General features: G+C 67.7%; 24 protein-coding genes and 1 tRNA gene. 14 read left to right on the top strand and 11 right to left on the bottom strand.

The window, feature by feature from the left end; translation table 11 throughout:
* Positions 1-45 precede the first annotated feature (45 nt).
* Positions 46-825 carry a phosphate ABC transporter ATP-binding protein PstB gene (gene pstB, locus AC1DNG_RS04655; RefSeq protein WP_018774898.1) on the top strand — a complete coding sequence of 260 codons (780 nt, stop codon included), beginning with the start codon at positions 46-48 and terminating at the stop codon, positions 823-825.
* Positions 826-836: 11 nt separating this feature from the next.
* Here the strand turns inward: pstB and AC1DNG_RS04650 are convergent, their stop codons facing one another.
* From AC1DNG_RS04650 to AC1DNG_RS04640, 3 genes are all read right to left on the bottom strand, one after another.
* On the bottom strand, positions 837-1853 hold the full coding sequence (locus tag AC1DNG_RS04650; RefSeq protein WP_230008137.1) for an inorganic phosphate transporter: 1017 nt from the start codon (positions 1851-1853) through the stop codon (positions 837-839).
* Position 1854: 1 nt separating this feature from the next.
* A complete protein-coding gene (locus AC1DNG_RS04645; protein ID WP_028276610.1) occupies positions 1855-2472 on the bottom strand; it encodes a DUF47 domain-containing protein in 618 nt (205 codons plus the stop codon).
* 374 nt (positions 2473-2846) lie between these two features.
* On the bottom strand, positions 2847-3500 hold the full coding sequence (locus AC1DNG_RS04640) for a hypothetical protein (protein ID WP_018774895.1): 654 nt from the start codon (positions 3498-3500) through the stop codon (positions 2847-2849).
* A 202-nt stretch (positions 3501-3702) separates the two neighbouring features.
* Between AC1DNG_RS04640 and AC1DNG_RS04635 the strand changes: the two genes are divergently transcribed.
* The 3 genes from AC1DNG_RS04635 (at position 3703) to AC1DNG_RS04625 (ending at position 5758) form a co-directional block, all read left to right on the top strand.
* Positions 3703-3775: transfer RNA gene (locus AC1DNG_RS04635), tRNA-Lys, on the top strand.
* A gap of 1076 nt (positions 3776-4851) precedes the next feature.
* On the top strand, positions 4852-5346 hold the full coding sequence (locus tag AC1DNG_RS04630; protein ID WP_476886742.1) for a MarR family winged helix-turn-helix transcriptional regulator: 495 nt from the start codon (positions 4852-4854) through the stop codon (positions 5344-5346).
* Positions 5347-5410: 64 nt separating this feature from the next.
* Positions 5411-5758: a hypothetical protein gene (locus AC1DNG_RS04625; protein ID WP_476849886.1), complete on the top strand. Its 348-nt coding sequence runs from the start codon at positions 5411-5413 to the stop codon at positions 5756-5758.
* A 51-nt stretch (positions 5759-5809) separates the two neighbouring features.
* Here AC1DNG_RS04625 and AC1DNG_RS04620 read toward each other — a convergent pair whose 3' ends face one another.
* A complete protein-coding gene (locus AC1DNG_RS04620) occupies positions 5810-6910 on the bottom strand; it encodes a lactonase family protein (protein ID WP_476886741.1) in 1101 nt (366 codons plus the stop codon).
* 267 nt (positions 6911-7177) lie between these two features.
* Here AC1DNG_RS04620 and AC1DNG_RS04615 point away from each other — a divergent pair, with 267 nt between their 5' ends.
* Positions 7178-8008, top strand: a complete 831-nt coding sequence (locus tag AC1DNG_RS04615; RefSeq protein ID WP_230009174.1) for a putative protein N(5)-glutamine methyltransferase — start codon at positions 7178-7180, stop codon at positions 8006-8008.
* A gap of 38 nt (positions 8009-8046) precedes the next feature.
* Here the strand turns inward: AC1DNG_RS04615 and AC1DNG_RS04610 are convergent, their stop codons facing one another.
* The 5 genes from AC1DNG_RS04610 to AC1DNG_RS04590 form a co-directional block, all read right to left on the bottom strand.
* The gene (locus AC1DNG_RS04610; protein ID WP_476849883.1) at positions 8047-8502 is read right to left on the bottom strand and encodes a hypothetical protein; all 456 of its coding nucleotides are present in this window, start codon (positions 8500-8502) and stop codon (positions 8047-8049) included.
* A 169-nt stretch (positions 8503-8671) separates the two neighbouring features.
* Entirely contained in the window at positions 8672-8935 is a 264-nt protein-coding gene (locus AC1DNG_RS04605; protein ID WP_018774889.1) for a GlsB/YeaQ/YmgE family stress response membrane protein, read from the bottom strand.
* A 149-nt stretch (positions 8936-9084) separates the two neighbouring features.
* Positions 9085-10056, bottom strand: coding sequence for an aldo/keto reductase (locus AC1DNG_RS04600; RefSeq protein ID WP_223914667.1), 972 nt, complete (start codon positions 10054-10056; stop codon positions 9085-9087).
* Positions 10057-10152: 96 nt separating this feature from the next.
* The gene (locus AC1DNG_RS04595) at positions 10153-10362 is read right to left on the bottom strand and encodes a dodecin (RefSeq protein ID WP_223914666.1); all 210 of its coding nucleotides are present in this window, start codon (positions 10360-10362) and stop codon (positions 10153-10155) included.
* Positions 10363-10414: 52 nt separating this feature from the next.
* Entirely contained in the window at positions 10415-11377 is a 963-nt protein-coding gene (locus AC1DNG_RS04590) for an SGNH/GDSL hydrolase family protein (RefSeq protein ID WP_476849881.1), read from the bottom strand.
* Positions 11378-11521: 144 nt separating this feature from the next.
* Here AC1DNG_RS04590 and AC1DNG_RS04585 point away from each other — a divergent pair, with 144 nt between their 5' ends.
* Complete coding sequence (locus AC1DNG_RS04585; protein ID WP_018774886.1) at positions 11522-11779, top strand: metal-sensitive transcriptional regulator; 258 nt, start codon at positions 11522-11524, stop codon at positions 11777-11779.
* Positions 11780-11810: 31 nt separating this feature from the next.
* On the opposite strand, the gene AC1DNG_RS04580 is transcribed toward AC1DNG_RS04585, so the two are convergent.
* Positions 11811-12521 (bottom strand): FadR/GntR family transcriptional regulator, encoded by a 711-nt coding sequence (locus AC1DNG_RS04580; RefSeq protein WP_223914664.1) that lies wholly within the window; start codon positions 12519-12521, stop codon positions 11811-11813.
* A 190-nt stretch (positions 12522-12711) separates the two neighbouring features.
* Here AC1DNG_RS04580 and AC1DNG_RS04575 point away from each other — a divergent pair, with 190 nt between their 5' ends.
* From AC1DNG_RS04575 to AC1DNG_RS04540, 8 genes are all read left to right on the top strand, one after another.
* Entirely contained in the window at positions 12712-14199 is a 1488-nt protein-coding gene (locus AC1DNG_RS04575) for a four-carbon acid sugar kinase family protein (protein WP_476886740.1), read from the top strand.
* 37 nt (positions 14200-14236) lie between these two features.
* Positions 14237-15136, top strand: a complete 900-nt coding sequence (locus tag AC1DNG_RS04570) for an NAD(P)-dependent oxidoreductase (protein WP_476849879.1) — start codon at positions 14237-14239, stop codon at positions 15134-15136.
* A 119-nt stretch (positions 15137-15255) separates the two neighbouring features.
* Positions 15256-16722, top strand: coding sequence for a GntP family transporter (locus AC1DNG_RS04565; RefSeq protein ID WP_223914661.1), 1467 nt, complete (start codon positions 15256-15258; stop codon positions 16720-16722).
* Positions 16722-17606 (top strand): class II fructose-bisphosphate aldolase, encoded by an 885-nt coding sequence (locus AC1DNG_RS04560; protein WP_476849877.1) that lies wholly within the window; start codon positions 16722-16724, stop codon positions 17604-17606. The genes AC1DNG_RS04565 and AC1DNG_RS04560 overlap by 1 nt, the downstream gene beginning before the upstream one ends.
* Positions 17607-17727: 121 nt before the next feature.
* On the top strand, positions 17728-19068 hold the full coding sequence (locus AC1DNG_RS04555) for an acyltransferase family protein (protein WP_476886739.1): 1341 nt from the start codon (positions 17728-17730) through the stop codon (positions 19066-19068).
* The gene (locus tag AC1DNG_RS04550) at positions 19065-19409 is read left to right on the top strand and encodes a GNAT family N-acetyltransferase (protein WP_028276599.1); all 345 of its coding nucleotides are present in this window, start codon (positions 19065-19067) and stop codon (positions 19407-19409) included. Before AC1DNG_RS04555 ends, AC1DNG_RS04550 begins: the two co-directional genes overlap by 4 nt.
* A gap of 123 nt (positions 19410-19532) precedes the next feature.
* Complete coding sequence (locus AC1DNG_RS04545; protein WP_476886738.1) at positions 19533-20291, top strand: hypothetical protein; 759 nt, start codon at positions 19533-19535, stop codon at positions 20289-20291.
* 25 nt (positions 20292-20316) lie between these two features.
* Positions 20317-21099, top strand: coding sequence for an SDR family NAD(P)-dependent oxidoreductase (locus AC1DNG_RS04540; RefSeq protein WP_476856139.1), 783 nt, complete (start codon positions 20317-20319; stop codon positions 21097-21099).
* Between the two features lie 12 nt (positions 21100-21111).
* Here AC1DNG_RS04540 and AC1DNG_RS04535 read toward each other — a convergent pair whose 3' ends face one another.
* A complete protein-coding gene (locus AC1DNG_RS04535) occupies positions 21112-22167 on the bottom strand; it encodes an FUSC family protein (RefSeq protein ID WP_476886737.1) in 1056 nt (351 codons plus the stop codon).
* Positions 22168-22262: the final 95 nt, after the last annotated feature.

Below are 22262 nucleotides of genomic sequence, written 5' to 3'. Positions count from 1 at the left end.
ACGGCCGCGTCCGCCGCCCCTACCTCCAGCAAGTGAAGGAATACCATGTCTAAGCGCATCGACGTCAAGGACCTGAACGTCTACTACAGCAAATTCCTGGCCGTCGAAGGCGTCAACATCAACATCGACGCCAAGTCCGTCACGGCCTTCATCGGCCCCTCGGGCTGCGGCAAGTCCACCTTCCTGCGCACCCTCAACCGCATGCACGAGGTCATTCCCGGTGCGAGGGTTGAAGGCGAAGTGCTGCTGGACGGGGACAACCTGTACGGCCCCGGCGTCGATCCGGTCACCGTCCGGTCCCAGATCGGCATGGTGTTCCAGCGCCCCAACCCGTTCCCCACCATGTCCATCCGGGACAACGTGCTGGCCGGCGTGAAGCTGAACAACACGAAGATCTCCAAGGGCGAGGCCGATGTCCTGGTGGAGCGGTCCCTGCAGGGGGCCAACCTCTGGAACGAGGTCAAGGACCGTCTGGCCAAGCCCGGCTCCGGGCTCTCTGGCGGCCAGCAGCAGCGCCTGTGCATTGCGCGCGCGATTGCCGTTGAACCCCAGGTGATCCTCATGGACGAGCCCTGCTCCGCCCTGGACCCGATCTCGACGCTGGCCATTGAGGACCTCATCAACGAGCTCAAGGACCAGTACACGGTGGTGATCGTGACGCACAACATGCAGCAGGCGGCCCGCGTGTCGGACAAGACGGCCTTCTTCAACATTGCCGGCACCGGCAAGCCGGGCAAGCTGATCGAGTTCGGCGACACCCCCACGATCTTCAGCAACCCGACCGAGAAGGCCACCGAGGACTACGTCTCCGGCCGCTTCGGATAACCAACCGAGTCCTACAGGCCGGCCACCGTCGATAGCGCCAACTGCAGGACGAACGCGGCGGCGGCGGTGACAACCGGGGTCGCTACCCAGAACACCAGGATGCGGATCACCAGCCGCCGGTCGGTGCCCGGGAAACTCTGGTTGGCGCCGGCGCCAAGGGTTGCCGCCGTCACCGTGTGCGTGGTGGAGACGGGCCAGTGCAGCCCGATCGCGCCCACCAGCAGCATCACCGCGCTGTACATCTGCGCGACGAATCCGCGCAGGGGATCGACCCGGGTCAGCCGGTAGCCGATGGTGTAGGAAATCCGCCACCCGCCCGCCAGGGTTCCCGCCGACAGCAAGACGGCCGTCAGCAGGGCCACCCACGCCGGCACTGAACCGCCGTCGGAGAGACCGGCCGCCAGCAGCGCCAGGATCACCACGGCGCTGGTGCGTTGGCCGTCCTGCAGCCCGTGCCCGAAGGCGACGGCGCCCGCGGCAATGGCCTGGGCCCGCCGGGAGCGGGTGTTGACGACATTGGGCGGCGTGTACCGGGCCGCCCAGCCCGCGGGCCAGACCAGCAGGAACGACCCCGCATAGGCGATCACCGGTGAGATCAGCAGCGGGAGCACCACCTGGGACAGGAGCGAGGCGTCAACGCCCATGACGGGGTTTCCGCCGACGGCGACGCTCGCGACCCCCGCCCCGGCGAGGCCGCCGACCAGGGCATGGGTGGAGGACGAGGGAATGCCGCGCCACCACAAGTAGACGCCCCAGAGGATGGCGCTCAGCAGCGCGGCCAGCAGAATCGTCAGGCCGTTTGTGCCCGGCGGCAGCGACAGCCACGCCTGGCTGACGGCCAGCGCCAGGACGGCGCTCAGCCCGGCACCGATGAAGTTGAACAGGCTGGCCAGAATCACCGCCACAGTTGGGGTCAGCGCCCGCGTCCGCACGGCCAGCGCCACCGACGAGGACGCGTCCCTGAACCCGTTGAGGAATGCAAAGGCCCCGGCGCAGAGCAGCACCAGGGCAAGGAAGAAGAGCACCACGTCAGGATTCCTTGACGATGATGCTGCCCACCTGGGTGGCGATCCGGCGCATGTCCTTCGTGACTTCCACGAGCTGGTTCGCGACGTCGCGGTTGCGCGCGTACTGCATGGCCTTCATCTCGTGGAGCATGTCCGCGACCCAGACCCGGTGCGTGCGCTCGGCACGCTTGGCCAGGCGCAGGATCTCGATCCAGTAGTCCTCGAGGTCGTCCAGATTGTTCAGCCGCCGCATCGCATCGACCGTTAGTTCGGCCTGGCGGCTGATGATTTCCAGCTGGTCGGCGGCCCGCCTGGGCAGCCGTTCGAGCTTGTAGAGGGAGACGAGCTCGGCGGCGGCGTCGAGCTTCTCCATGGCCTCGTTGAGGAACCGGGACAGCGTGTACATGTCCTCGCGCGGCAGCGGGTTCACGAAGCTGGTGCGCATGTGGGTCAGGAGGGCAAAGTGCAGCTCCGCGGATTTGGCCTCGTGGTTGTGCATGTCCTCCACCAGCCGGGCATGCTCGCTGGCCGGGGCGCCGAGGATCTCCGAGAGTGTTCCGGTCCCCAGCACGATCTGGCGCGCCATTTGGGAGAGCAGGTTCAGTCCGGCGGACTCCTGGGGGAACAGGCGCAGCTTCACGTGGTGTCACCGGTCTTCCGGGAGGAGGTTCGCGGGTGGAGCCGGCCGGCCGTGTGACTTGACGGTGACCAGTGCATACGCATCACTTTACCGTCCCCGGCGGGTCCGGCCCGGCCCGACGCGGCGTGTGACGGCGCAGGTGAAAACCGGGCGAACATCAGGGTAAGAAGGCATGAAAATGGTGCCGAACCGGATACGCCTCTCGGCGGTAGGCCGCTCTAGGCGGCTAAATGTTGAAGCCCGGGGGTTTCGCGGTTCGGCACCGCTTTTAGTTTTCTACGTAGGTTCATGCAAGTCAACATTGACAGCCTGCCCGCGTCGTGCGTGTCCTGGGTGCTGCGGGCCCGTCATCCGGGCCCCTGCCGCCAGGCCCCTCAGTCCAGCTCGCCCAGCCGCCACGCGTTGGCGGCGTGCTCGAGGTCCTCGGCCGTCTTGACGAGCAGATGCGAGTTGCGGGTGAGTTTGCTGGCGTGGTTTTCGTTGCTGTGCTCGGCGTTATCCGCAAGCGTTGCCTGGCCCAGGGCCACCACGCGGCAGAACGCTGCGGAGCGTTCCAGGGCGACGTCGAATTCGCCGTCGAACGCCCCGGAGAGGATGGCGTCCGCCATGGATTTCATCTCATCGGCGCCGGGCGGTTCGGCCGCGCCGGCGACCACATGCGAAACCTGGGCCGTGTCCTTGCCCGCCTTGAAGTAGACGGAGATCCGCTCGGGATCCTGGATGGTGGCGGCCCGCAGGGCGTACAGACGCCACAGCGCGCCGGGGAGGGACCGGGCGGGGCTTTCGGCCCACATTTCGGCGATTGCTTCCAGGCCCTGCTCATCGGCGAGTTTGACGAGCCGTTTGGTGACTTTAGGATCGTCGCTGTCCCGGCCGCGGCGCACGAGAGCCTGCGCGGCCAGATGGGCCGCCTCCGAGACGCGGGCAGGATCGGCCCCTCCGGCGAAAGGCTCAAAGTCGATCGGTGCGAAGGGTTTCGGCTTGTGGTGCCGCGGGCCGGGGGCGCTTGATCCTGCTTGCTCGCTCATGCCCCCACGCTACTCCAGTGCCGCAAGGGAATCGAGGATCGGTGCGCGCTGCTGCCGCAGACGCCGGGGGCCGACGCCGCCGGTGCGGCCAACGTGAAAAAAGCCGGCCCGGGTCTGGGGTACAGTGTTAACGTCCAGAAATGGACTGGGCCGAAACGCGCTGCATCAGCGGATTTATCCGCTGGTTCGGGGCTGTCGGCTGGGGCCTTTAGCTCAGTTGGTAGAGCATCGGACTTTTAATCCGTGGGTCGTGGGTTCGATCCCCACAGGGCCCACTCTTTTAGCGAAGAGTGGAAAAACCCCGGTTTCCTGCAATTGCAGGGGATCGGGGTTTTTTTGTGTGCGTTTTCTGATTGTTTTGGAAGATGGGCTAGGCCCTTCGTGGGGACATTTTGGAGACATTGCCCTGGGTGGCCTCCAGACCGGCAGCCCTGGCGGACTCAAATGCGCGCGATACTTTCGTCCAGCCGTTCCGGCCATGAATGCCCGTAAGTGTTCAGTGTCGCCGTGGCATCTTTGTGTCCAAGCAGGGGCTAAACGACGTTGACGTCGGCGCCAGCAACTACGGCGGCGCTTGCCGCGGTGTGCCTGAGCTTGTGGGAAGTTAGCCCGGTTCCGCCCAGACCGACGTCGTGCGTGGCGAGGTTGAACACGCGGTTACGCCAGTTGTGCGCATTCAGAGCCTCCGGTAGCCGCGGCTGGAAAACGGACGCCTCGTGGAAATCCAGAACCGGCCGCGGGGTTGCGGTCAGCAGGGTGTGAATGTGGCCGAGGCTTAGGGTTTCAGCGGGCCGCGCATTGGGGCTGCCTCGAACCTGGCGGACGGCTGCCCCGGGCTCACTCCTGCCAAGGGCTGCTGACCCAGCGGTGCGGATAGTGGGCCCGGCCATCTGCCCCGGCACCTCGACCGATCAGCGCTGTCGATCGTGGCTTTTCGCGCTCAGTCTCTCGGGCCGATCTCGTCCTTCCGGTACCCCAGCGTCTTCAGGGTTTCTATCATCTTGTTGGCCATTTGCACGTCACCGTCTGCCACGCCCTCCCGGGCGTGGATCAGGGACATCCTGTATCCGTCGGGGAGGACGGCCGTGACGATCCACTCGTGCCCTGGTCCAACGAAACGTGGAGAAGATCCCAGTTGCGTTATGAACGAGCAATTCCATCCGCTCGGCTAGTTCCATCCCCTGCCTGTCTATTGCAATCCGGGCCATCAGTTTCCCTTCGCGTCCCAGTGCCGTTTATCAGCCGTGAGCAGTCTTTATTGGGTTGTGCGCCTTAGCGTATATAGATTGTGGACGCCGGTATAGGCTCATTTGCACGGCTGGCTAGTTACCAGTTCCGCTAGGCTTGGCGAATGGACTCCCACGGCGCCTCCGGATACTGGTATGGCCCCGATGACAGCCTGGATCCTCCGGCGGCGATCCTGCAGGCCCTCCGCGACTATCGGATCTCGGAGGTGGCGACCAGGCGGTCCACCCGCGATTCGATGGGGATGGGTGAGACCGACCTGCTGGCTTTGCGCTACCTGCTGCGGGCCAAAGCGACAGGCGAACGGGTTGGCCCGAAGGATCTCAGCCGCGTCCTGGGTATCACCACCGCTTCCACAACGTCCCTGATCGACCGGCTGGTAGCAAGCGAGCATGTCCGGCGGGAGCCGCACCCGACGGACCGGCGCTCCCTTGTGATCGTGCCGACGGTGGCGACGGATTCCGAAGTCCGCGCCACGCTTGGACACATGCACCGGCGCATGATGGAGGTGGCAGAGTCCATGAGCGCGGAGGACGCCCGCGTGGTCATTACTTTCCTCCGCCGGATGAGCGCGGCCATCGGCGCCGAGCGGCATAACTAGCTCGTTTAACTAGTTATATGTATGCTTACTACTTGTTTTTTAGATCTCAACGAGAGTAGGCGCCGTGGCTGAATCCGCAACCCTGACCGGGGACCCTGCGACAGTGCTCCCGCCCGGCGCCCCGCTGCACTGCGGCGCACCCATGCAGTGGACCTCGCCGGAGCCGGCGATGCCCTCCTACTCGTTCGGGCCCGCGGACCCGTCCCTCGATCTTCCGGCCCTGTGGCGCTGTCCCTGTGGCTTCCAGCTCGACGGCGGTATCCAGCCGGGGGACGGACTCCACTTCGCCGACGGTTTCCAGGCGGAGAGCGTGTTCCAGCCGGAGGGAGGGTTTCAGTTGGGCGGGATCCAGCTGGATGGGGGCGAACAGGGCGTCCATCAGGCTGCTGCGGGGCTTGCCGCGGCCTGCTGACCCGGCGGCCTGCTCTTCGCCGCAGCACCGCGTCAGCCGGGTGCCGGCTCCTCACCCCCGGTGCGCCAGCCGGGGCCGGGCCGGCACCAGCGCCGTGGGGGAGGCCACCTGCAGCCGGTCCGCAGGGATACCCGGCAACCCTGATGCCGCGTCCAGAGGAAACGTCACGATGTCGCCGGAGCGTTCGTGGGCGACGTGCAGCAAGCCGTCGCGGACCACGTGGTGCCGGGGCCAGTCGCCGCCGCTGGGGACGTCGGCCACCTGACGCAGCGCCGCGCCCCCGGCCTCCACCTCCAGCACGCAGACCCGGTTCGAACCGCGGACGCCCACATAGGCGTACCTGCCGTCGGCCGCCAACGCGATCTCTGCCGCCGAATCATCCGGCTGCGCCCCGGCGGCGCCGGCGGGCCCGACGAATCCGAGCCGGAAGTCCCCGGAGTCCGGCGACAACCCGGCCACAGCCACCTCGATTGAATACTCGGTCACCACAAAGACATGGCCGCCCTGATGCTGGACCAGGTGCCGGGGGCCGCTGCCCCGCGGCAGGACCACCTCGTGGTCCAGGGCCGGCCCCAGAGCCAGCCCCGGTCCGGATCCGACATTCCAGATCCGCAGCAGGTCGTGGCCGAGGTCGGTGGTCATCACCCTGCCGTCGGCCAGCATAAGTGCCGCATGAGCGCGGCTCGGCCGTTTTTCCCGTTCGCCGGGGCCGCCGCCGGGAGTCTCACCGTACGGGTCGCGCGATTCGACGCCGGCCGTCCGGTCAACAATGCCGCCGTCGGCGTCGAGCTCATAGAACAGCACCCGGCCGTCGCCCCAGCAGCAGACAACGAGGAAACGGCCGGAAGGCTCGACGGCGACATGGCAGGCCGCGTCACCGGCCGGCCACGCCGGGCCCGCGGGCTCCAGTCCAAACGCGCCGGCCCGGCGGTAGGCCCGGACGGTCCTGGCCTGCTCGGCCACGGCATAGACCACAGGGAGAGACGGGTGGACCGCCAGGAAGGACGGCGAGTCGGCCGCCGCCGCAACACCCAACCAGCGCAATGTGCCGTCGGCCGCCGCGGCAACCGCGCCGATCCCCGTGCCGCGGCCGCCGGAATCTGCCGTGTAGGAGCCGGTCCAGATGAGATCGTGGGCAGGGAGGGAGTCCATGCTGCCATCCTGCCAGCCGCCGCCGCCAAGGCATCCCAAGCAGGCGTCACAATCCGCCGCCGCAGTCCGCCGCAAAACCCGGACTAATCACAGCAGACCCAATCACAGCTGGCCGCGGGCGGCTTCGGTAGCATGGGGCAATCGAGCAACTGCAGCAAAAGGAGGTGGGTCCCGTTCACGCAAGTCCAGAAAGGATGCCCGCCCAGCAGTGCCGGCCTCGGCCAGCTCACGGTGAGGGCGTCTGACACCCGACCGAAAGGCGCACCCATGCCAGTAATCCGCCATCTTTCCCCGCACGAGATACTCACGGCCAGGCTCCGGGCAGCCGGCTGCGTGTTTGCCGAAGACGAGGCCCGCCTGCTGATCGACGCGGCCCCGACCCCGGAGGCGCTCGAACGGATGGCCGGCCGGAGGGTCGCCGGCCTTCCCCTTGAACACATTCTCGGTTGGGCGGAATTCTGCGGACTCCGCATCGCGGTCGACGCCGGAGTCTTCGTGCCCCGCCGCCGGACGGAATTCCTCGTCCGGCAGGCCGCTGCGTTCCTGGACGCAAGCCGCATGGCGCGGGGCGACGCCCCGGCACCGGTCGTTGTCGATCTGTGCTGCGGGTCCGGCGCTGTCGGTGCGGCGCTCGCGGCACTCGCCGGCCCCGCCGAACTCCACTGCGCCGATATCGACCCCGCGGCCGTGTCCTGTGCACGCACCAACGTCCTGCCCCTGGGCGGGGAGGTCCACGAGGGTGATCTCTATGCTCCCCTCCCGGCGGCCCTCCGGGGCCGGGTCCGGCTGCTGGCCGTCAACGCCCCCTACGTTCCCTCGGCAGACATCGAAACCATGCCGCAGGAAGCGCGCGTCCACGAGCCGCGGGCCTGCCTCGACGGCGGCGCCGACGGGCTTCAGGTGCAGCGGCGGGTCGCCGCCGGCGCGCGGCAGTGGCTGGCGCCCGGCGGCCACGTGCTGATAGAGACCAGCCGCCGGCAGTCCGCGCAGACGGCCGGAATCCTCCGCGGGCACGGACTGGCGGCCCGGGTGCTGCGCTCGGAGGAACTGGGGGCCACCGTGGTGGCCGGCGTGCTGCTGCCCTCCGGCGGGCGGTAGCCGGCAGGGGCGGCGACGGTGGCCCCTCAAAGAAACTCCTAGGGCAGTTTGTCCCCGTCCACGTTGGTGGCGGGGCCCGCCGGGGTGGCGCCGCCCTCGTCTGACCAGTCCTGGCCGGTCTGGTCGGTGAGCGCAGGGTCGGAATGGACATCGCGGGCCGCGGGTGCCGGCGTTCCGGGCGTGGCTGCTCCCGGTTTTCCTGGCGTGGCCGTTCCGGGCGTGGCCGCGGACGTGCTTCCGTGGCCGGCATCGCGGTGGACAGCGGAGCTTATGACGGTACCGGCGCGGCGCGCGGCTTCGCCGAGATGCTCGGAGACCTCGGGGGCTTTGTCTTTGACCGTTTCTGCTGCCGCGGCCACCTTGTCCTGGACCGGCTTGCTGTTCCAGAGCTCTGCCGACCTGGCCTTGAGCTTGTCATAGGCTGCGCGGCCTGACCGCGATCCCAGGACGTACCCTGCTGCCAGTCCGGTGGCGAAAAGAAATTTGCCCTTCATGCTGTGCTCCTGCTCCCTGACGTAGGTGAAAAGTAGACGTTGTTGAACAGTTCGTGGACAGTGGGTGGCAGTGCCGGACCATGCGGCCGGCAGGCCGCCTTGCTGTCAAAATAGTGCAAAAAACCGGCCCCGGGAATAACCCAGGGCCGGTTTCCGGTCAGCTTCCGTGTTAGCGGGCTGAGCGCTTGCTGATCATGCCGTAAACGAGCAGGACGATGATCGCACCGCCGATGGCCAGCAGCCAAGTCGACAGCGAGAAGAACTCGTTGATGCCAACGCCGAACAGTGCGCTGCCAATGAATCCGCCGAGCAGGGCGCCGACGACGCCCAGGATCAGAGTGATGATGATGCCACCGCCCTGACGTCCCGGGAGGATAGCCTTAGCGATGGCGCCGGCGATGAGGCCCAGAATCAGAAATGCGAGAAAACCCATTTTTCGTTCCTTCTTCTTTCATAGAGGAGGCACCCGGATCGCCGGGTGCGCTACATCCTTCTGCCCTAATACTAATCATGCTTAGTATCAAAGAGCCACCCGACACCCGTGGGTTCGCCGGGCGGGGTGCCAAAACAGCCGACTGCGCCCTACCATGCGTAGTCTTCCGGAGCCGTCCTGTGGCCCGGGAAGATCTCGTCGAGGCGCTTGAGCGCATCGGTGTCGAGCTTCAATTTGTGCGCCCTGACGGAGGCTTCGAGCTGCTCGAGGGTACGCGGGCCGATGATCGGAGCGGTGACTGCCGGCTGGTGGAGCAGCCACGCGAGTGCCAGGTCCGCGGGTTCCTGACCCAGTTCGGCGGCGAATTCCTCGTATCGCCGGATCTGTTTCTGGTGCGACTTGAGCGCCTCGAGGGCCCGGCCCGCGATGCGACGGACGCCGTCGTTCTCCTTCTTCAGCACTCCGCCGAGCAGGCCGCCGTGCAACGGCGACCATGGCAGGATCCCCAGGCCATACTGCTGGGCGGCCGGGATGACCTCCAATTCCACGTCCCGGGTCAGCAGGTTGTAAATCGACTGCTCGCTGACCAGCCCGTTGTAGTTGCGGCGGCCGGCTGTTTCCTGGGCCCGGGCGATGTGCCAGCCGGCGAAGTTGCTGCTGCCGGAGTACAGGATCTTGCCTTGCTGGACGGCGACCTCGATAGCCTGCCAGATCTCATCCCAGGGCGTGTTCCGGTCCACGTGATGGAACTGGTACAGATCGATATAGTCCGTCTGCAGCCGCTTCAGGCTGGCATCGAGCGCCCGGCGGATGTGCAGTGCCGAGAGTTTGGACTCGTTGGGCCGGTCGGTCATGGTGCCGAACAACTTGGTGGCAAGCACCGTGCGCTCGCGGCGCTCGCCCCCCTGGGCGAACCAGCGGCCGAGTATTTCCTCCGTCCAGCCGCGGTGGCTGGACCCGCCATACACATTGGCCGTGTCGACGAAGTTGATGCCGGCGGCCTGCGCGGTGTCCAGGATGGCGAAGGCCTGCGTCTCCTCGGTCTGCGGGCCAAAGTTCATGGTGCCCAGGCAAAGGCGCGAGACTGTCAGGCCGGAGCGGCCCAGATGCGTATAGCGCATGAAGTTTTCCTCTCCGCCCTGGCCTCCTCTGCCCTGACGGGTTGCGGGTTTCTCCGGAGCGGGACGGTGCGTGCCGGCCCGCTCCGGAGTCTGGCGTCAACGCTCCAGGCGGAACCCGAGCTTGATGGTGACCTGCCAGTCGGCGACCTGCCCGTTTTCAAGGTGGCCGCGGATCTCCTTGACTTCGAACCAGTCAAGGTTCCGGAGGGTCTTGGCGGCCTCGGCGATGCCGTTCCGGACGGCCGCATCGACGCCCTCGTTCGAGGTTCCGACAATTTCAGAAATGCTGTAAGTGTGATTAGGCAACTTCGCTCCTCGTGATCGCCATCGATGCCCGGCTGTGGGCCGTTCCTGCAGACTAGCCGACCGAACCCGGCCGGACTAGGGGTTTGTGCCCGGAGTCCGGGACCCCGGGGGGCGGTCCGGGCAGCGGGCGTTTGGCCTGCCGGGGCGGGGTGTCTGCGCGCGGCCTGATCCGGCTCACCATCCAGGGCAGCATGTAGTGCGCCATCCATGCCAGGTCACCGGCCCGGGTCTCCCGCCAGTTGCCCGGCGGCATCGGCTTCGGTTCCAGCGGCCGCAGACGGTGTGGCACGCTGAGCGTGTCCAGGACCATGGCCGCAATGGTGTGGTGTCCCAGCGGCGAGAAGTGCAGGCGGTCCGGATCCCACATCCGCGGATCGCTCAGTTGCCGCAGGGCCCACAAATCGGCGATGACGACATCACGCCGGGCGGCGATGACACGGATGTTCTCGTTGAATACCGCGACCTTCCCCCGGATGTGTCCGAACACAGCGGTTTCGCCCCAGTCAGGCCCGGTGAACAGGACCACCGTGGCCCCGGTGGCAGAGAGGGCTGCCACGGCGTCGTCCAGGGCCGCGGCCATCCGGTCCGGATCGCCGCGATGAAACACGAGATCGTTCCCGCCGGCGGAGAGCGAGACGAGGTCAGGCTTCAGGTTCAGGGCCGGTCCGAGTTGCTGGTCGAGTATTTCGCGCAGGACCAGGCCGCTGATGGCAAGGTTTGCGTACCCGAACTCGCGGCGGCCCTCGCCGAGTTCCTCGGCGATGCGGTCCGCCCACCCCCGAATGCCCCCGGGGCTCAGCGGTTCCGGGTCGCCGACGCCTGCCGTGAACGAGTCGCCCAAAGCGACATACCGGCTCCAGGGCCGGGAACGCAGGTCACCGGCACGCCCGCGTGCGGAGCTCTGATCCCCTGGATGCCACGGCCCTGCGGCGGGGAGGTTGACGCCGGTACCGCCGGCGTCCGGCTCTAGGAACCTGGCGGCGTTCACATCACCAGCAATACGCCGATATTCCATGCCTCGCTAGGTACTTATGCCCCTAGCGGGGCGGCATGAGGCCGCGGCGGCCACCCCCGCCCACCCCTGGCCGTCCGCCACCCGGGAGGCGAAATACTCAGGGGGGTATAATGTGGAGCCTGACGCATCGAACCGGAGGAACCAATGGAACTCGATCCCACCGACATGAAGCCTGTCATTAACCGGCTTCGCCGCGCCCAGGGCCAGCTCGCGGCCGTCACCAGGATGATCGAGGAGGGCCGTGACTGCAAGAGTGTCGTGACCCAGCTGGCGGCCGTGTCGAGTGCCCTGGACAAGGCTGGGTTCTCCATCATTGCCACGGGCCTGCAGCAGTGCATGCAGCAGGAAGACCCCAGCCTGGACCGCGCCGAACTCGAGAAGCTCTTCCTCTCGCTCGCCTGAGCTCATCATCAGGGCAAAGTGCGGGTCCGCGTCAGGCGGGGCCCCCGGCCAGCACGAAGGTCTTCAGATCGTCAAGGGTCTGCTGCATGTGGGCGTCCATGGCGTCGCGGGCGCGGTGCGGGTCGCGGGAGGCCAGGGCGTCAGCGATGTTCTGATGGTGCCCGATGGCGTGCTCCTGGATCTCCGGCACCTTGGAAGTTTCCGTCCGCCGTTTTTCCAGCACGCGGTGCAAGGGTTCGAATAGCACGGCGACGAAGACGTTTTCCGAGGCCTGCAGGATGAGGTCGTGGAAAGCGAGGTCTTCCTCCACGAATGCCGCGAGATCATTCCTCTCGTGGGCCAGCCGCATCCTGTCGACGTGCGCGCGGAGGGCCTGGATGTCCGTGTCCGACATTCGCCCGGCAGCCAGTTCGCAGGCGCCCGTCTCCAGCATCCGCCGGAGCTCAATGAGCTGGATGGCAGCCGAGGCGTCGTTTGTGCCCTCCGAGGCTGCCCGCAGCACGGCGTCCAGGGAGCCCCAGCGGTTCACCGGGTTCACGAACGTGCCCCGGCCCCGTTCCACGCTGAGGATCCGCTGGGCTTCAAGGGTTTTCATGGCTTCGCGCACGGTCATGCGGCTGACTTCGTGCCGGGAGCTGAGCTCCAGTTCGCCGGGGACGCTCGCGCCGGGCGGGAACTCGCCGCCAATAATCCGGTCTAGCAGTTCGTCGGCCACAACGCCGACCAGCGATTTCCTAGCCAATTCTCCCCGTCCAGCGACTTGTTGCCTGATGGCGTGCTCCGTGATGGCCAAGTCTACTTGCGCGTCGTTGTGCCATATGCCACACTAGCATTCATATGCAAGATGTCTGACATCTTACATTTTGTTCCTGCTGCGGCTCGCGGAGAACCGCAGTTTTCCACTGAAAGATCCACACACAATGGAGTGCATAGTGCCCCTCGAAGCAGACGTGCTGGCCGCTTTCCCCGCGGAAGTACAGATCCCCGCCCGGCTGGTGGCAGACAGCGTGGCCGCCTCCTCCGAGGCATCCCCCCGTGTCCTGGTCGTACTCGACGACGACCCCACCGGCACCCAGTCCGTGGCGAACCTGCCGGTCCTCACCCGCTGGGAAGTGGCGGACTTTGCCTGGGCGTTCGCCTACGAAGTCGACGGCCAGCGCCAGCGCGCGGTCTACGTGCTCACCAACACCCGCAGCCTTGACCCTGCCGAGGCGGCTGCCCGCAACGAGGAGATCGTCCGCAACGCACTCGCGGCCGCAGCGTCCGCTGAACCCGCGCTTCGGCTCAGCTTTGTCAGCCGCAGCGACTCCACCCTCCGCGGACACTACCCGCTCGAACCGGACGTCATCGCAGCTACCGTCACCGCCGTCAACGGCGAGAAGACGGACGGCGTCGTGATTGTTCCCGCGTTCCCCGACGCCGGCCGCGTGACGGTCGGCGGCGTGCACTTCACCCGCGGCACAGGCACGCACGCCGGGCAGCTCACCCCCGTGGCCGAGACCGAATTCGCCCGGGACGCCAGCTTCGGCTTCGCCAACTCGGAGATGGCCAAGTATGTCGAGGAGAAGTCGAACGGCCGGTTCCCCGCGGATTCGGTGATCGTGCTGGATCTGGACATCATCCGGGCGTCCGCCGATCCGATGATCTCCGCCAAGGCCATTGCCGATGCCATCGACGCCGCCACGGATTCGACTCCGATCGTGGCGGACATCGTCACCGAAAACGACCTGCGGGCGCTGGCCCTGGGCCTGGAAGAAGCGGAAAGCCGCGGCAAGAAGCTGCTCTACCGCGTGGGCCCGCCGTTTGTGCGGGCACGGATCGGCCAGGAAATCCGCACCGAACTCAGCGGCGAGGAAGCCTATGCGGGCAACATCCCCTCGGAAGCCGGTGGCCTGATCGTGGTCGGCTCGCACGTCGGTGTCACCACCCGCCAGCTCAACGCCCTCACCGAGCAGCACAGCGCGGCCCGGATCGTGGAGATCGACGTCGAGAAGCTCCTCGGCGACAACGCGGGGGAGTACCTGGACGAAACCGTGGACACGGTCGTCGCTGCCCTCCGCGGCGGCGACGTGATCGTGCACACGAGCCGGCTCCTGATCAAGACCTCCGACGCCACCGAAAGCCTGCGGATCGCCCGCACCGTCTCTGCCGCCGTCGTCGCCGTGGTGAACCGCACGCTAAAGACCTTCCCGCCCCGCTTCGTAATCGCCAAGGGCGGCATCACATCCTCGGACGTGGCCGCACACGGCCTGGAAATCCGGCACGCGATAGTCCGCGGGCCCATGCTGCCGGGCATCGTCAGCCTGTGGGAACCGGTGGACGGACCGGCCAAGGGCATCCCGTACATCGTCTTCGCCGGCAACGTGGGCGACGACCAGTCCCTCGCCGATGTCACGCGCAAGCTCAGCAACACCTTCTAATCCCCCCAGCACCAAACGTCATTCGATGGAGAACACCATGACCAGCAACTACACCATCACCGTCCTTGGCCTTGGTGCCATGGGCCTGCCCATGGCCACGCGCCTGGCAAGCGAGCTCACCGTCCACGGCTTCGACATCGCCGAACCGCGCCTGAAGCTGGCTGAAGAGGCCGGCATCCGCACCTTCGCCTCCGCACGGGAAGCCTCGAAAGGCGCCGACGCGCTGCTGCTGGCAGTGCGCAACGGTGAACAGCTAAACGATGTCCTGTTCGGCGAGAACGGCGTGGCCTCCGTGCTCAAGCCGGGCGCCGTCGTGATCCTGGGCAGCACCGTGGGCACCGAGGCCATCCCGGCCGCCGTCGACCGCCTGGCCGAATACGGCGTCGAACTGGTTGATGCCCCGCTGTCCGGCGGCCCCAAGCGTGCCGGCGAGGGCGACCTCCTGATCGTGGTGGGCGCCTCGCCCGAGGCCCAGGAAAAGGCCCGCCCGGCCCTTGAGCTGCTGGCCTCCACCCTGACCGTGGTCGGCGACAAGCCCGGCGACGGCCAGGCCCTCAAGACCGTCAACCAGCTGCTCTGCGGCATCCACATCGCCGCCGCCGCCGAGGCGATGGCCCTGGCCGACGCCCTCGGCCTGGACCAGGCCAAGACCCTCGCCGCCCTCGAAGCCGGCGCGGCGGGCTCCTTCATGCTCTCCAACCGCGGACCGCGCATCCTGGAGGCCTACACCGAGGACGGCGCCGAAGTCCTCAGCCGGCTGGACATCTTCGTCAAGGACATGGGGATCGTCGGCAAGGCCACCCGCGCCGCCGGCCTCGCCGCCCCGGTGGCCGCCGCCGCCGAGCAGCTCTACCTCCTTGGCCAGGCCCAGGGCCTCGCCGCCGCCGATGACTCCGCCGTCATCAAGGTCGTCGCGCCCACGAGGCGCACCGCCTAACCAGCCACCCCCATCCCCGACGACGGCGGTCCCCCCCTCCGCCGTCGCCGGGTCCCCACCCCACTGTTCCCGGCGACTGACTCGCTGGGCGACCTTCCTGTCAAAGGAGACACCTCTTCATGACCCCCCTGCTCAATTCCCTGATGGTGCGCGCAGCCGACGCGCCCGTCATCAAGCCGGCCGTGGAGCTGGGAACTCCGCTGCTGCTGACAATCGCGGCGGCCGGCGTCGCCCTGCTGCTGGTGATGATCATCCGCTTCAAGATCCAGGCCTTCGTGGCCCTGCTGACCGTCAGCATCCTGGTGGCCGTGGCCGCGCAGATCCCGCTCAAGGACGTGTTCACTGTGGTGGCCGCCGGGGTGGGAGGCACCATGGGCAAGGTCGCCCTCCTGATTGCGCTCGGCGCGATCCTGGGGCGGATGATCGAGGTCTCCGGCGGCGTCCAGTCCCTCGCCGACCACTTCACCGCCAAGCTCGGGGCCACCCGGGTGGCCGTCGCCCTCACCGCAGTCGGCTTCCTGGTGGCGATTCCGGTGTTCTTCGAGGTCGGCATCATTGTCCTGGTACCGGTCGTCTACGCCTTCGCTAAAATTGCCAACGTCCACCCGGTGAAGTTCGGCCTGCCAATGGCCGGCATCATGCTGGCCATCCACGTGGCCGTGCCCCCGCACCCGGGGATTGTTGCCGGTGCCGGCGTGCTCGGCGCCGACATCGGACTGATCGCCCTGATCTCGCTGACGATCTGCGTGCCGCTGGGCTTCCTGTCCTACTGGGTCGCGTCCATCATGAACCGCAAGACCTACGAACTGCTGCCGGCCGTCAAAACCCAGGTGGACGAGTTCGGCTCCGCCACCATGGTCCGCGTCGGCCACGAGGGCCCGGGCAGCAAAGCCATCGCCCCGCCCCGTCCGGGACTGATCATCTTCCTCATCGCCACCCCGATCGTGCTGATCCTCCTCGGCACCGTCGGCACCCTGGTGATCGACAAGAACGACTTCTGGTACGGCGTCGCGGCGTTCGTGGGCAACCCCGTCTTCGCCCTGCTGGTGGCCGTTGCGCTCTGCTTCTTCCTTCTGGCCGTCCGCCGGCAGTGGTCGCTGACGGAAACCGGCGAAATCTTCGAAGGCGCGCTGCCTCCGATCGCGTCCATCCTGATGGTTGTTGCGGCAGGCGGCGTGTTCGGCAGCGTCCTGCAGGTGAGCGGAATCGGCAAGGCTCTCTCCGAATCCCTCGACACGCTCGGCGTTCCGCTGCTGCTGCTTGGCTTCATCATCTCCCTCGCCCTCCGCGCAGCCCAGGGCTCGGCCACCGTCGCGATCGTCACCACGGCCGGCCTGCTCTCCTCCGCCGTCGCCGGCGGCGGCTACACGCCGGCGCAGACCGCCGTGATCGTGATCGCCATCGGATTCGGCGCTCTCGGCCTCTCCCACGTGACCGACGCCGGTTTCTGGGTGGTTGTGCGCTACTACGGACTGACCGTCGCCGACGGCCTCAGGACCTGGACCGTGCTCACCACCGTGCTGGGACTGGCAGGCTTCGCCCTGACATTCGTCGCCTGGATGCTGGTGGGGGGACTGAGCGCCTGATGCGTACCCAACTGGACACCCTGGTGACCGGCGCCCTGCAGCAAGGCTCTGCCGTTCCGGCGTTCACCTGTTACGACTTCACCACCGCGCTCGCCGTTGTGGGGGCGGCCGAGGAATCCGGCCGGGGCGCCATCCTGCTGGTCGCACCGAAGACCGCGGCAACGCCCAACGGGCTGCGGCTGATCGCCGCCCTTCGCGGACTTGCCGACGCAGCCTCCGTGCCGATTGCGGTGCAGCTGGATCATGCCACCGACCCGCAGGTGATCGCCGACGCCGTCAGTGCCGGGGCCGACTCGGTGCTGGTCGACGGGTCCTCGCTGCCGTACGAGGACAACATCGCCCTGGTCCGGAACGTCCGCGCGGCCTTGGCAGCGCAGGGCCGGGCCGACGTCGTCATTGAAGCAGAACTCGGCGGACTCGCCGGCGACGAGGACCGGGCCTTCGGGACCGACGCCGCGGATAACGCAGGCAGCACAGTGGCGGACGCCCCCGCCGGGCTCACCGACTCCGCCCAGGTGGAGGACTTCGTGGCCCGCACCGGGGCGCAGCTTCTCGCCGTGGCTGTGGGCAATGTCCATGGCAAGTACAAAGGGGAGCCCCGGCTGCGCTGGGACGTGCTGCAGGACATCGCCGTGCGGACCCGGATCCCGCTGGTCCTGCACGGCGCCTCCGGCATTCCGGCCGAGGAACTGGTCAAGGCCGCCGCGATGAACGTGGGCAAGGTCAACTTCAACACGGAGTTGCGCACCGGCGTCCTGGCGGTCCTTGAGGAACAGACCACAGCGCACCGGGCCGACGGCGAGAACCTCCAGGCACTGCTGGGCCTGTGGAATGCCTCGGCCAGGACCTTCGCGGCCACCGCCCTGGCCACACTCTCGCGCTGACACTGTGACTCCAGAGCAGTATGGCCCGCAGCCGGCGCGCATCCGGGCCATACTGCTCTGGCAGCCAGGGCGCCGCGGCCCGACAATGATGGCAACACAGCCTGTCTTCCCGAGGGGTGCCATGCTTGCGCAGCAGCGGCCAACCGGCGACCCGGCGCCGATGCCGGACCGAGACCCGGTGATCGACCTTGTCCGGTTCTTTTGCCTGGCATTGGTGGTGGTCGCGCACACCATGATGGTGAGTCCCGTACTGCACCCGGACGGCACCGTGACGTCCGAGAACACCTTGGGCGATCAGCACTGGTTTGAACCAGTGGTGTGGGTCTTCCAGATCATGCCGCTGTTCTTTGTGGCCGGAGGCATCACCGGGCTGCAGTCCTGGCGCCGGCTCCGCGCCAGGGGCGGCAACGCCTTCGATTTCATGCAGGCCCGGCTGCTGCGCCTGATCCGGCCGGCCGCCGTCCTGCTGGCGGTCATGTTCGTTGGCCTGTCGGCGGCCCGCCTCGCAGGGGTTGACCCTCAGGTCATCGAGCTGCTCACCAGCGGAGCCGGCATGCCGCTGTGGTTCCTGGCCGCGTACCTCGCCGCGCAACTCAACCTTCCCTGGCTGGCGGCCCTCCACACCCGCGCGCCATGGCTGACCTTCGCCGGCCTCACCGCCCTGGTGGTGACGGTCGATTGCCTGCGGGGAGTGCTGCCGCTGCTGGCATACCTGAACATGCTGTTCCTGTGGTGCGCCGTGCAGCAGCTCGGATTCATCGTGGCGGATGGCCCGCGGCTGCTGCCGGGCCGGCCGGCGCACCTGGGCATCATGGTTGCCAGCAACATGCTGCTGGGGTTGATAGTCCTGCTGGGGCTGTATTCCGGGAACATGCTGGTGAACCTCAATCCGCCCAATGTGACGCTGCTGCTCCTGGGCATCTCGCAGGCCGCCGCCCTCCAGCTCTTCCGGCCGGTGCTGTCCCGGATCGCGTCCGTGGCCGGGGTGCGCCGGATGATGGGCGTGGCCGGCCGGCGGTCCATGACTGTTTATCTGTGGCATCTGCCCCTGCTGGCGGCGATGTCCGGGTTGCTGCTGCTGACGGATTTCCCGCAGCCCGCCGGAGGGAGTGCGGCCTGGTGGTGGGGGCGGCCCCTGGTGCTGTTGGGGGTCATCGCCCTGCTGCTGCCGGTGGTGGCATTGTTTGGCAGGCTGGAGGAGCGGCCGACGGCGTCCGGCCCGTCGCCGAGCCGGCCGGCGGCCGCCGTGCTGCTCGCCGCCGTCGCCGTTTTTGTCCCGGCAGTCAACGCCGCGCTCACCGGGCTCACGCCCGGGCTCCTCGGCGGGGGTGCCGCCTGCTTCGCGCTCGCCGTCGTGCTCCTGGGCCGGATTCCGGTTCGGCTCACGACGCCACCTGACGGGCAGGGCGGATCGGAACCGCCATTGCCACGCCCGCCATTAAGTGCCAATGTCGAACCATGACGGAGAACTCGGCAACCACGGAAGACACCTTCACCCCGGACGTCTCCACCACCCGGAACGACGAGCTGCACCGTTACGAACTCCGTGTCGGCGACAAGCTGGCCGTCCAGGTGCGCTTCATCGACAGGCCGGGCCATATCGACTTTATCCACACGGATACCGCAGAGCAGTTCCAGGGCCAAGGGCTCGCCAAAGTGCTGGCGCACTTCGCCCTCGATGACGTGGTTGCCTCCGGCAAGCGGATCATCCCGAATTGCCCGTTCATGTACCGCTACCTGCGCAAACATGAGTCGTACCACCAGTATGTGGACTGGCCGGAGCGGGTCCCAGAGGGAGCCTGAGCGCCTGGCGCGGGGGCCGGAACGGAGTCATCGGCCTGCCCGCTTGTGGGCAGCGGACCAACCTCGTAAAGTTTGACCAGAGTTATGCAGTTGGCTCTTGGACAGGTGACTTTGGAGTACCCCATGAACCATAAACTGCGTGTGCTTGTCCGGGTGGACGTCGATCCCGCACAGGTCACCCTCGAAATTACCGGCTGCGTTACCCAGTCTGACTCAGCAACCCTCCTGCACATTGTGCGCCGCGCCTGCCGCCTTGAACCGGGCGCCGCCGTGGTCGTCGATCTCCACGGCGCCTCCCACCTGGACCCTGAGGTGCTGCTGGACCTCCGGCGTCTCGCTGATGCCGGACACCTGCACTCTCCCGATGCCGGGGGCTCCGCTGAGGCCGGACCGCTTCGGTTCGCCCTCGACGAGCCGGCGGTGCTGCCAATCTGCCTCGTGCACGTCGGCGCCGACGCCGAAGTCCTCGCCGGACTCGACACCGACTACCGCCCGGCCCCCGTCGCCGTCGCCGGGAACGGAGACAGCGAAGCTGCCGGGCTACTTGACGTCGGGCCCGGATCCGGCTCCGGGCTGGGGGAGGCCAACAGCCCGCTGGCCGCGGAAACCGTCGGCGCCAGCGACCTTGGCTCCATCGACGGGCTGGCGCTTTCGGAGTACTTCGAGGGAACGCTGGATCCTGTGGCCACGGTCCGGGCACTGTCCGACACGGCGCTGTGCCGGCTCGCGGACGCTCTCTACCGCCACCTCGACACCAGCAGCCCGTCTTTCGGGGCGCACACCTGGTACGAGCTTGCGGCCGAAGAGCTTCAGAACCGCCACCTGCTCGATGACGGTGACCCGGCAGGGGACGAACTGGCGCAAGACACGGCCCTGGCCTGAGCCGGGACGAGACTAGGCTGTCGCTATGAACCCTCAAACAGCCTCTACATCCGGCAGCACAGCCCTGGTCACGGGCGCGACGGCAGGCCTTGGCGCCGAGTTCGCCCGCCAGCTCGCCGAGCAGGGCCACCGCGTGGTGCTCGTGGCCCGCGACGCCGGCCGCCTCGCGGCCACCGCTGCGGAGCTGGAGAACAGCTACGGGACCGGGACGGAGACGATCGCCGCGGACCTGACCGACGACGCAGGGATTGCCGCCGTCGTCGCGCGCCTGACCGACCCCGCGCGGCCGGTGGAGATCCTGGTCAACAACGCGGGAATCGGCCTGCTGCGGCCCTTCGAGGACAACGACATTGCCGAGGAGAAGAAACACCTGAAGCTCCATGTCGAAACCGCCATGGAGCTCAGCCACGCCGCCCTGCAAGGCATGCTCGGGCGCCAGTCCGGCAGGATCATCAACGTCGCCAGCGTTGCGGCCTTCCTGCCCCGCGGCACGTACTCCGCAGCGAAGGCCTGGCTGCTGAGTTTCTCGCGCTCGGCCAACATGGCCTATGCGGCGCGGGGGGTGAAGGTCACCGCCGTGTGCCCCGGCTTCACCCACACCGAGTTCCACGACCGGATGGGGATGGACAAGACGGCGACGCCGCGCTGGATGTGGCTCGAGGCCCGGCAGGTGGTCAGCGAGGGACTGGCGGACAACGCCAAGGGCAAGGCCGTCTCGATCCCCAGCAAGCGCTACAAAGTCCTGACCTCGGTTTCGCGGGTGCTGCCCTCAAAGCTCATCGCCGGGCCGGCGCGGCGCGCCAAGTAGCCGCCGGGTACATCAGCGGGCGGCCAGGCGCCGTCGGCGGATCAGTACGACGACGGCGATCCCGACGGCGGCGCCCACGAGTGTTTCGACGGCCCGTTCGGTCACCAGCACGGCGGGATCGGCCGGCGCGGCAAGCTGTCCGACCAGCAGGATCACCGGGGTGAAGGAGACCATGGCAAGACCGTAGTGCCGGGTCATGAACAGCTCGGTGCTGAACTGCAACACGATCACGAGGCAGACCAGGACGGCGGCCTCCTGCCCGGGGAAGGCCAGCAGCGGTGACCCCGGCCACGGGAACAGGACCGCCGCGACCACCACGAGACCGCCCAGTGTCCCGACGATCCGGTGGACGCCGCGGTACACGCTGCTGGGCAGGTCCGCACCGGCAAGCGGCACCGCCGCCGCGGCCATGGCCCAGTGCGGGTGGCCGCTGCCGCTGAGGACCCCCAGGGTCCCGGCGCCGCCGACAGCGGTGACGTAGCGGGCGGCATGCAGCCACGCCGCCCGGCGCCCGGCCCCGCGCAGCACTGTGACGTCCCGCCGCCTCCCGCGCTGCCAGGTGCGGCCGACAAGCCAGCCGCCAAAGCCGACCATGATGGAGAACGCGGCCGATCCCGCGGCGATGAGAACGCCCGTGTGCCAGGGGACGGCGGCGGGAACAGAGGCGCACGCGCCCAGGGCCAGGATCCCGAAGAAGGGACCGGCGGGTTTCAGGGCCGTCTTGTCCGTGAACAGCGAGCCCACGCCGGCGAACGCGGCCTCAATGATCACCAGGGCCCACGAATGAATGTGGTGGGCCGAGAGGAAGACGCCGACTCCTACGCCGGCAACCAAAAGGACAGCCGCCTGGCCTTGATGGCGGAGCCGGAGCTGGTGAGGCTCGGTGCGGCCGTACATGCCGGTCAGCGCGCCGAAAACAGCGTAGCCGGCCAGCCCGGGGCGACCGGCCGCCAGGAGCGCCAGGGACGGAACGGCCACGCTGATCGCCACCCGCCAAGCCGACACGTGGTCCTTGTTGGCCGGGGCCAGGCTGTGCAGCGAACGGATGTGGTGCAGCAGGGACTTCACAACTGCCTCTCCGGTTCCTGTGGTTCCTGTGGTTTCCCCGGGGGCCCGGGGTTTGCGGGGTTCGCGGGGCCCGGGTGCTGATAGTGGTTCGGACA

Source organism: Arthrobacter sp. 01T425 (genome assembly GCF_056398725.1).
The sequence above is the reverse complement of the archived record's forward strand: the minus strand, read 5'-3'. Positions and strand labels throughout refer to the sequence as shown.

Bases quoted from the DNA above. Each gene is read 5' to 3' on its own strand.
- pstB (WP_018774898.1), top strand. From the start codon at position 46: ATGTCTAAGCGCATCGACGTCAAGGACCTGAACGTCTACTACAGCAAA.
- AC1DNG_RS04640 (WP_018774895.1), bottom strand. From the start codon at position 3,500: ATGAGCGAGCAAGCAGGATCAAGCGCCCCCGGCCCGCGGCACCACAAG.
- AC1DNG_RS04630 (WP_476886742.1), top strand. From the start codon at position 4,852: ATGGACTCCCACGGCGCCTCCGGATACTGGTATGGCCCCGATGACAGC.
- AC1DNG_RS04620 (WP_476886741.1), bottom strand. From the start codon at position 6,910: ATGGACTCCCTCCCTGCCCACGATCTCATCTGGACCGGCTCCTACACG.
- AC1DNG_RS04615 (WP_230009174.1), top strand. From the start codon at position 7,178: ATGCCAGTAATCCGCCATCTTTCCCCGCACGAGATACTCACGGCCAGG.
- AC1DNG_RS04610 (WP_476849883.1), bottom strand. From the start codon at position 8,502: ATGAAGGGCAAATTTCTTTTCGCCACCGGACTGGCAGCAGGGTACGTC.
- AC1DNG_RS04605 (WP_018774889.1), bottom strand. From the start codon at position 8,935: ATGGGTTTTCTCGCATTTCTGATTCTGGGCCTCATCGCCGGCGCCATC.
- AC1DNG_RS04600 (WP_223914667.1), bottom strand. From the start codon at position 10,056: ATGCGCTATACGCATCTGGGCCGCTCCGGCCTGACAGTCTCGCGCCTT.
- AC1DNG_RS04590 (WP_476849881.1), bottom strand. From the start codon at position 11,377: ATGGAATATCGGCGTATTGCTGGTGATGTGAACGCCGCCAGGTTCCTA.
- AC1DNG_RS04585 (WP_018774886.1), top strand. From the start codon at position 11,522: ATGGAACTCGATCCCACCGACATGAAGCCTGTCATTAACCGGCTTCGC.
- AC1DNG_RS04570 (WP_476849879.1), top strand. From the start codon at position 14,237: ATGACCAGCAACTACACCATCACCGTCCTTGGCCTTGGTGCCATGGGC.
- AC1DNG_RS04565 (WP_223914661.1), top strand. From the start codon at position 15,256: ATGACCCCCCTGCTCAATTCCCTGATGGTGCGCGCAGCCGACGCGCCC.
- AC1DNG_RS04560 (WP_476849877.1), top strand. From the start codon at position 16,722: ATGCGTACCCAACTGGACACCCTGGTGACCGGCGCCCTGCAGCAAGGC.
- AC1DNG_RS04555 (WP_476886739.1), top strand. From the start codon at position 17,728: ATGCTTGCGCAGCAGCGGCCAACCGGCGACCCGGCGCCGATGCCGGAC.
- AC1DNG_RS04550 (WP_028276599.1), top strand. From the start codon at position 19,065: ATGACGGAGAACTCGGCAACCACGGAAGACACCTTCACCCCGGACGTC.
- AC1DNG_RS04545 (WP_476886738.1), top strand. From the start codon at position 19,533: ATGAACCATAAACTGCGTGTGCTTGTCCGGGTGGACGTCGATCCCGCA.
- AC1DNG_RS04540 (WP_476856139.1), top strand. From the start codon at position 20,317: ATGAACCCTCAAACAGCCTCTACATCCGGCAGCACAGCCCTGGTCACG.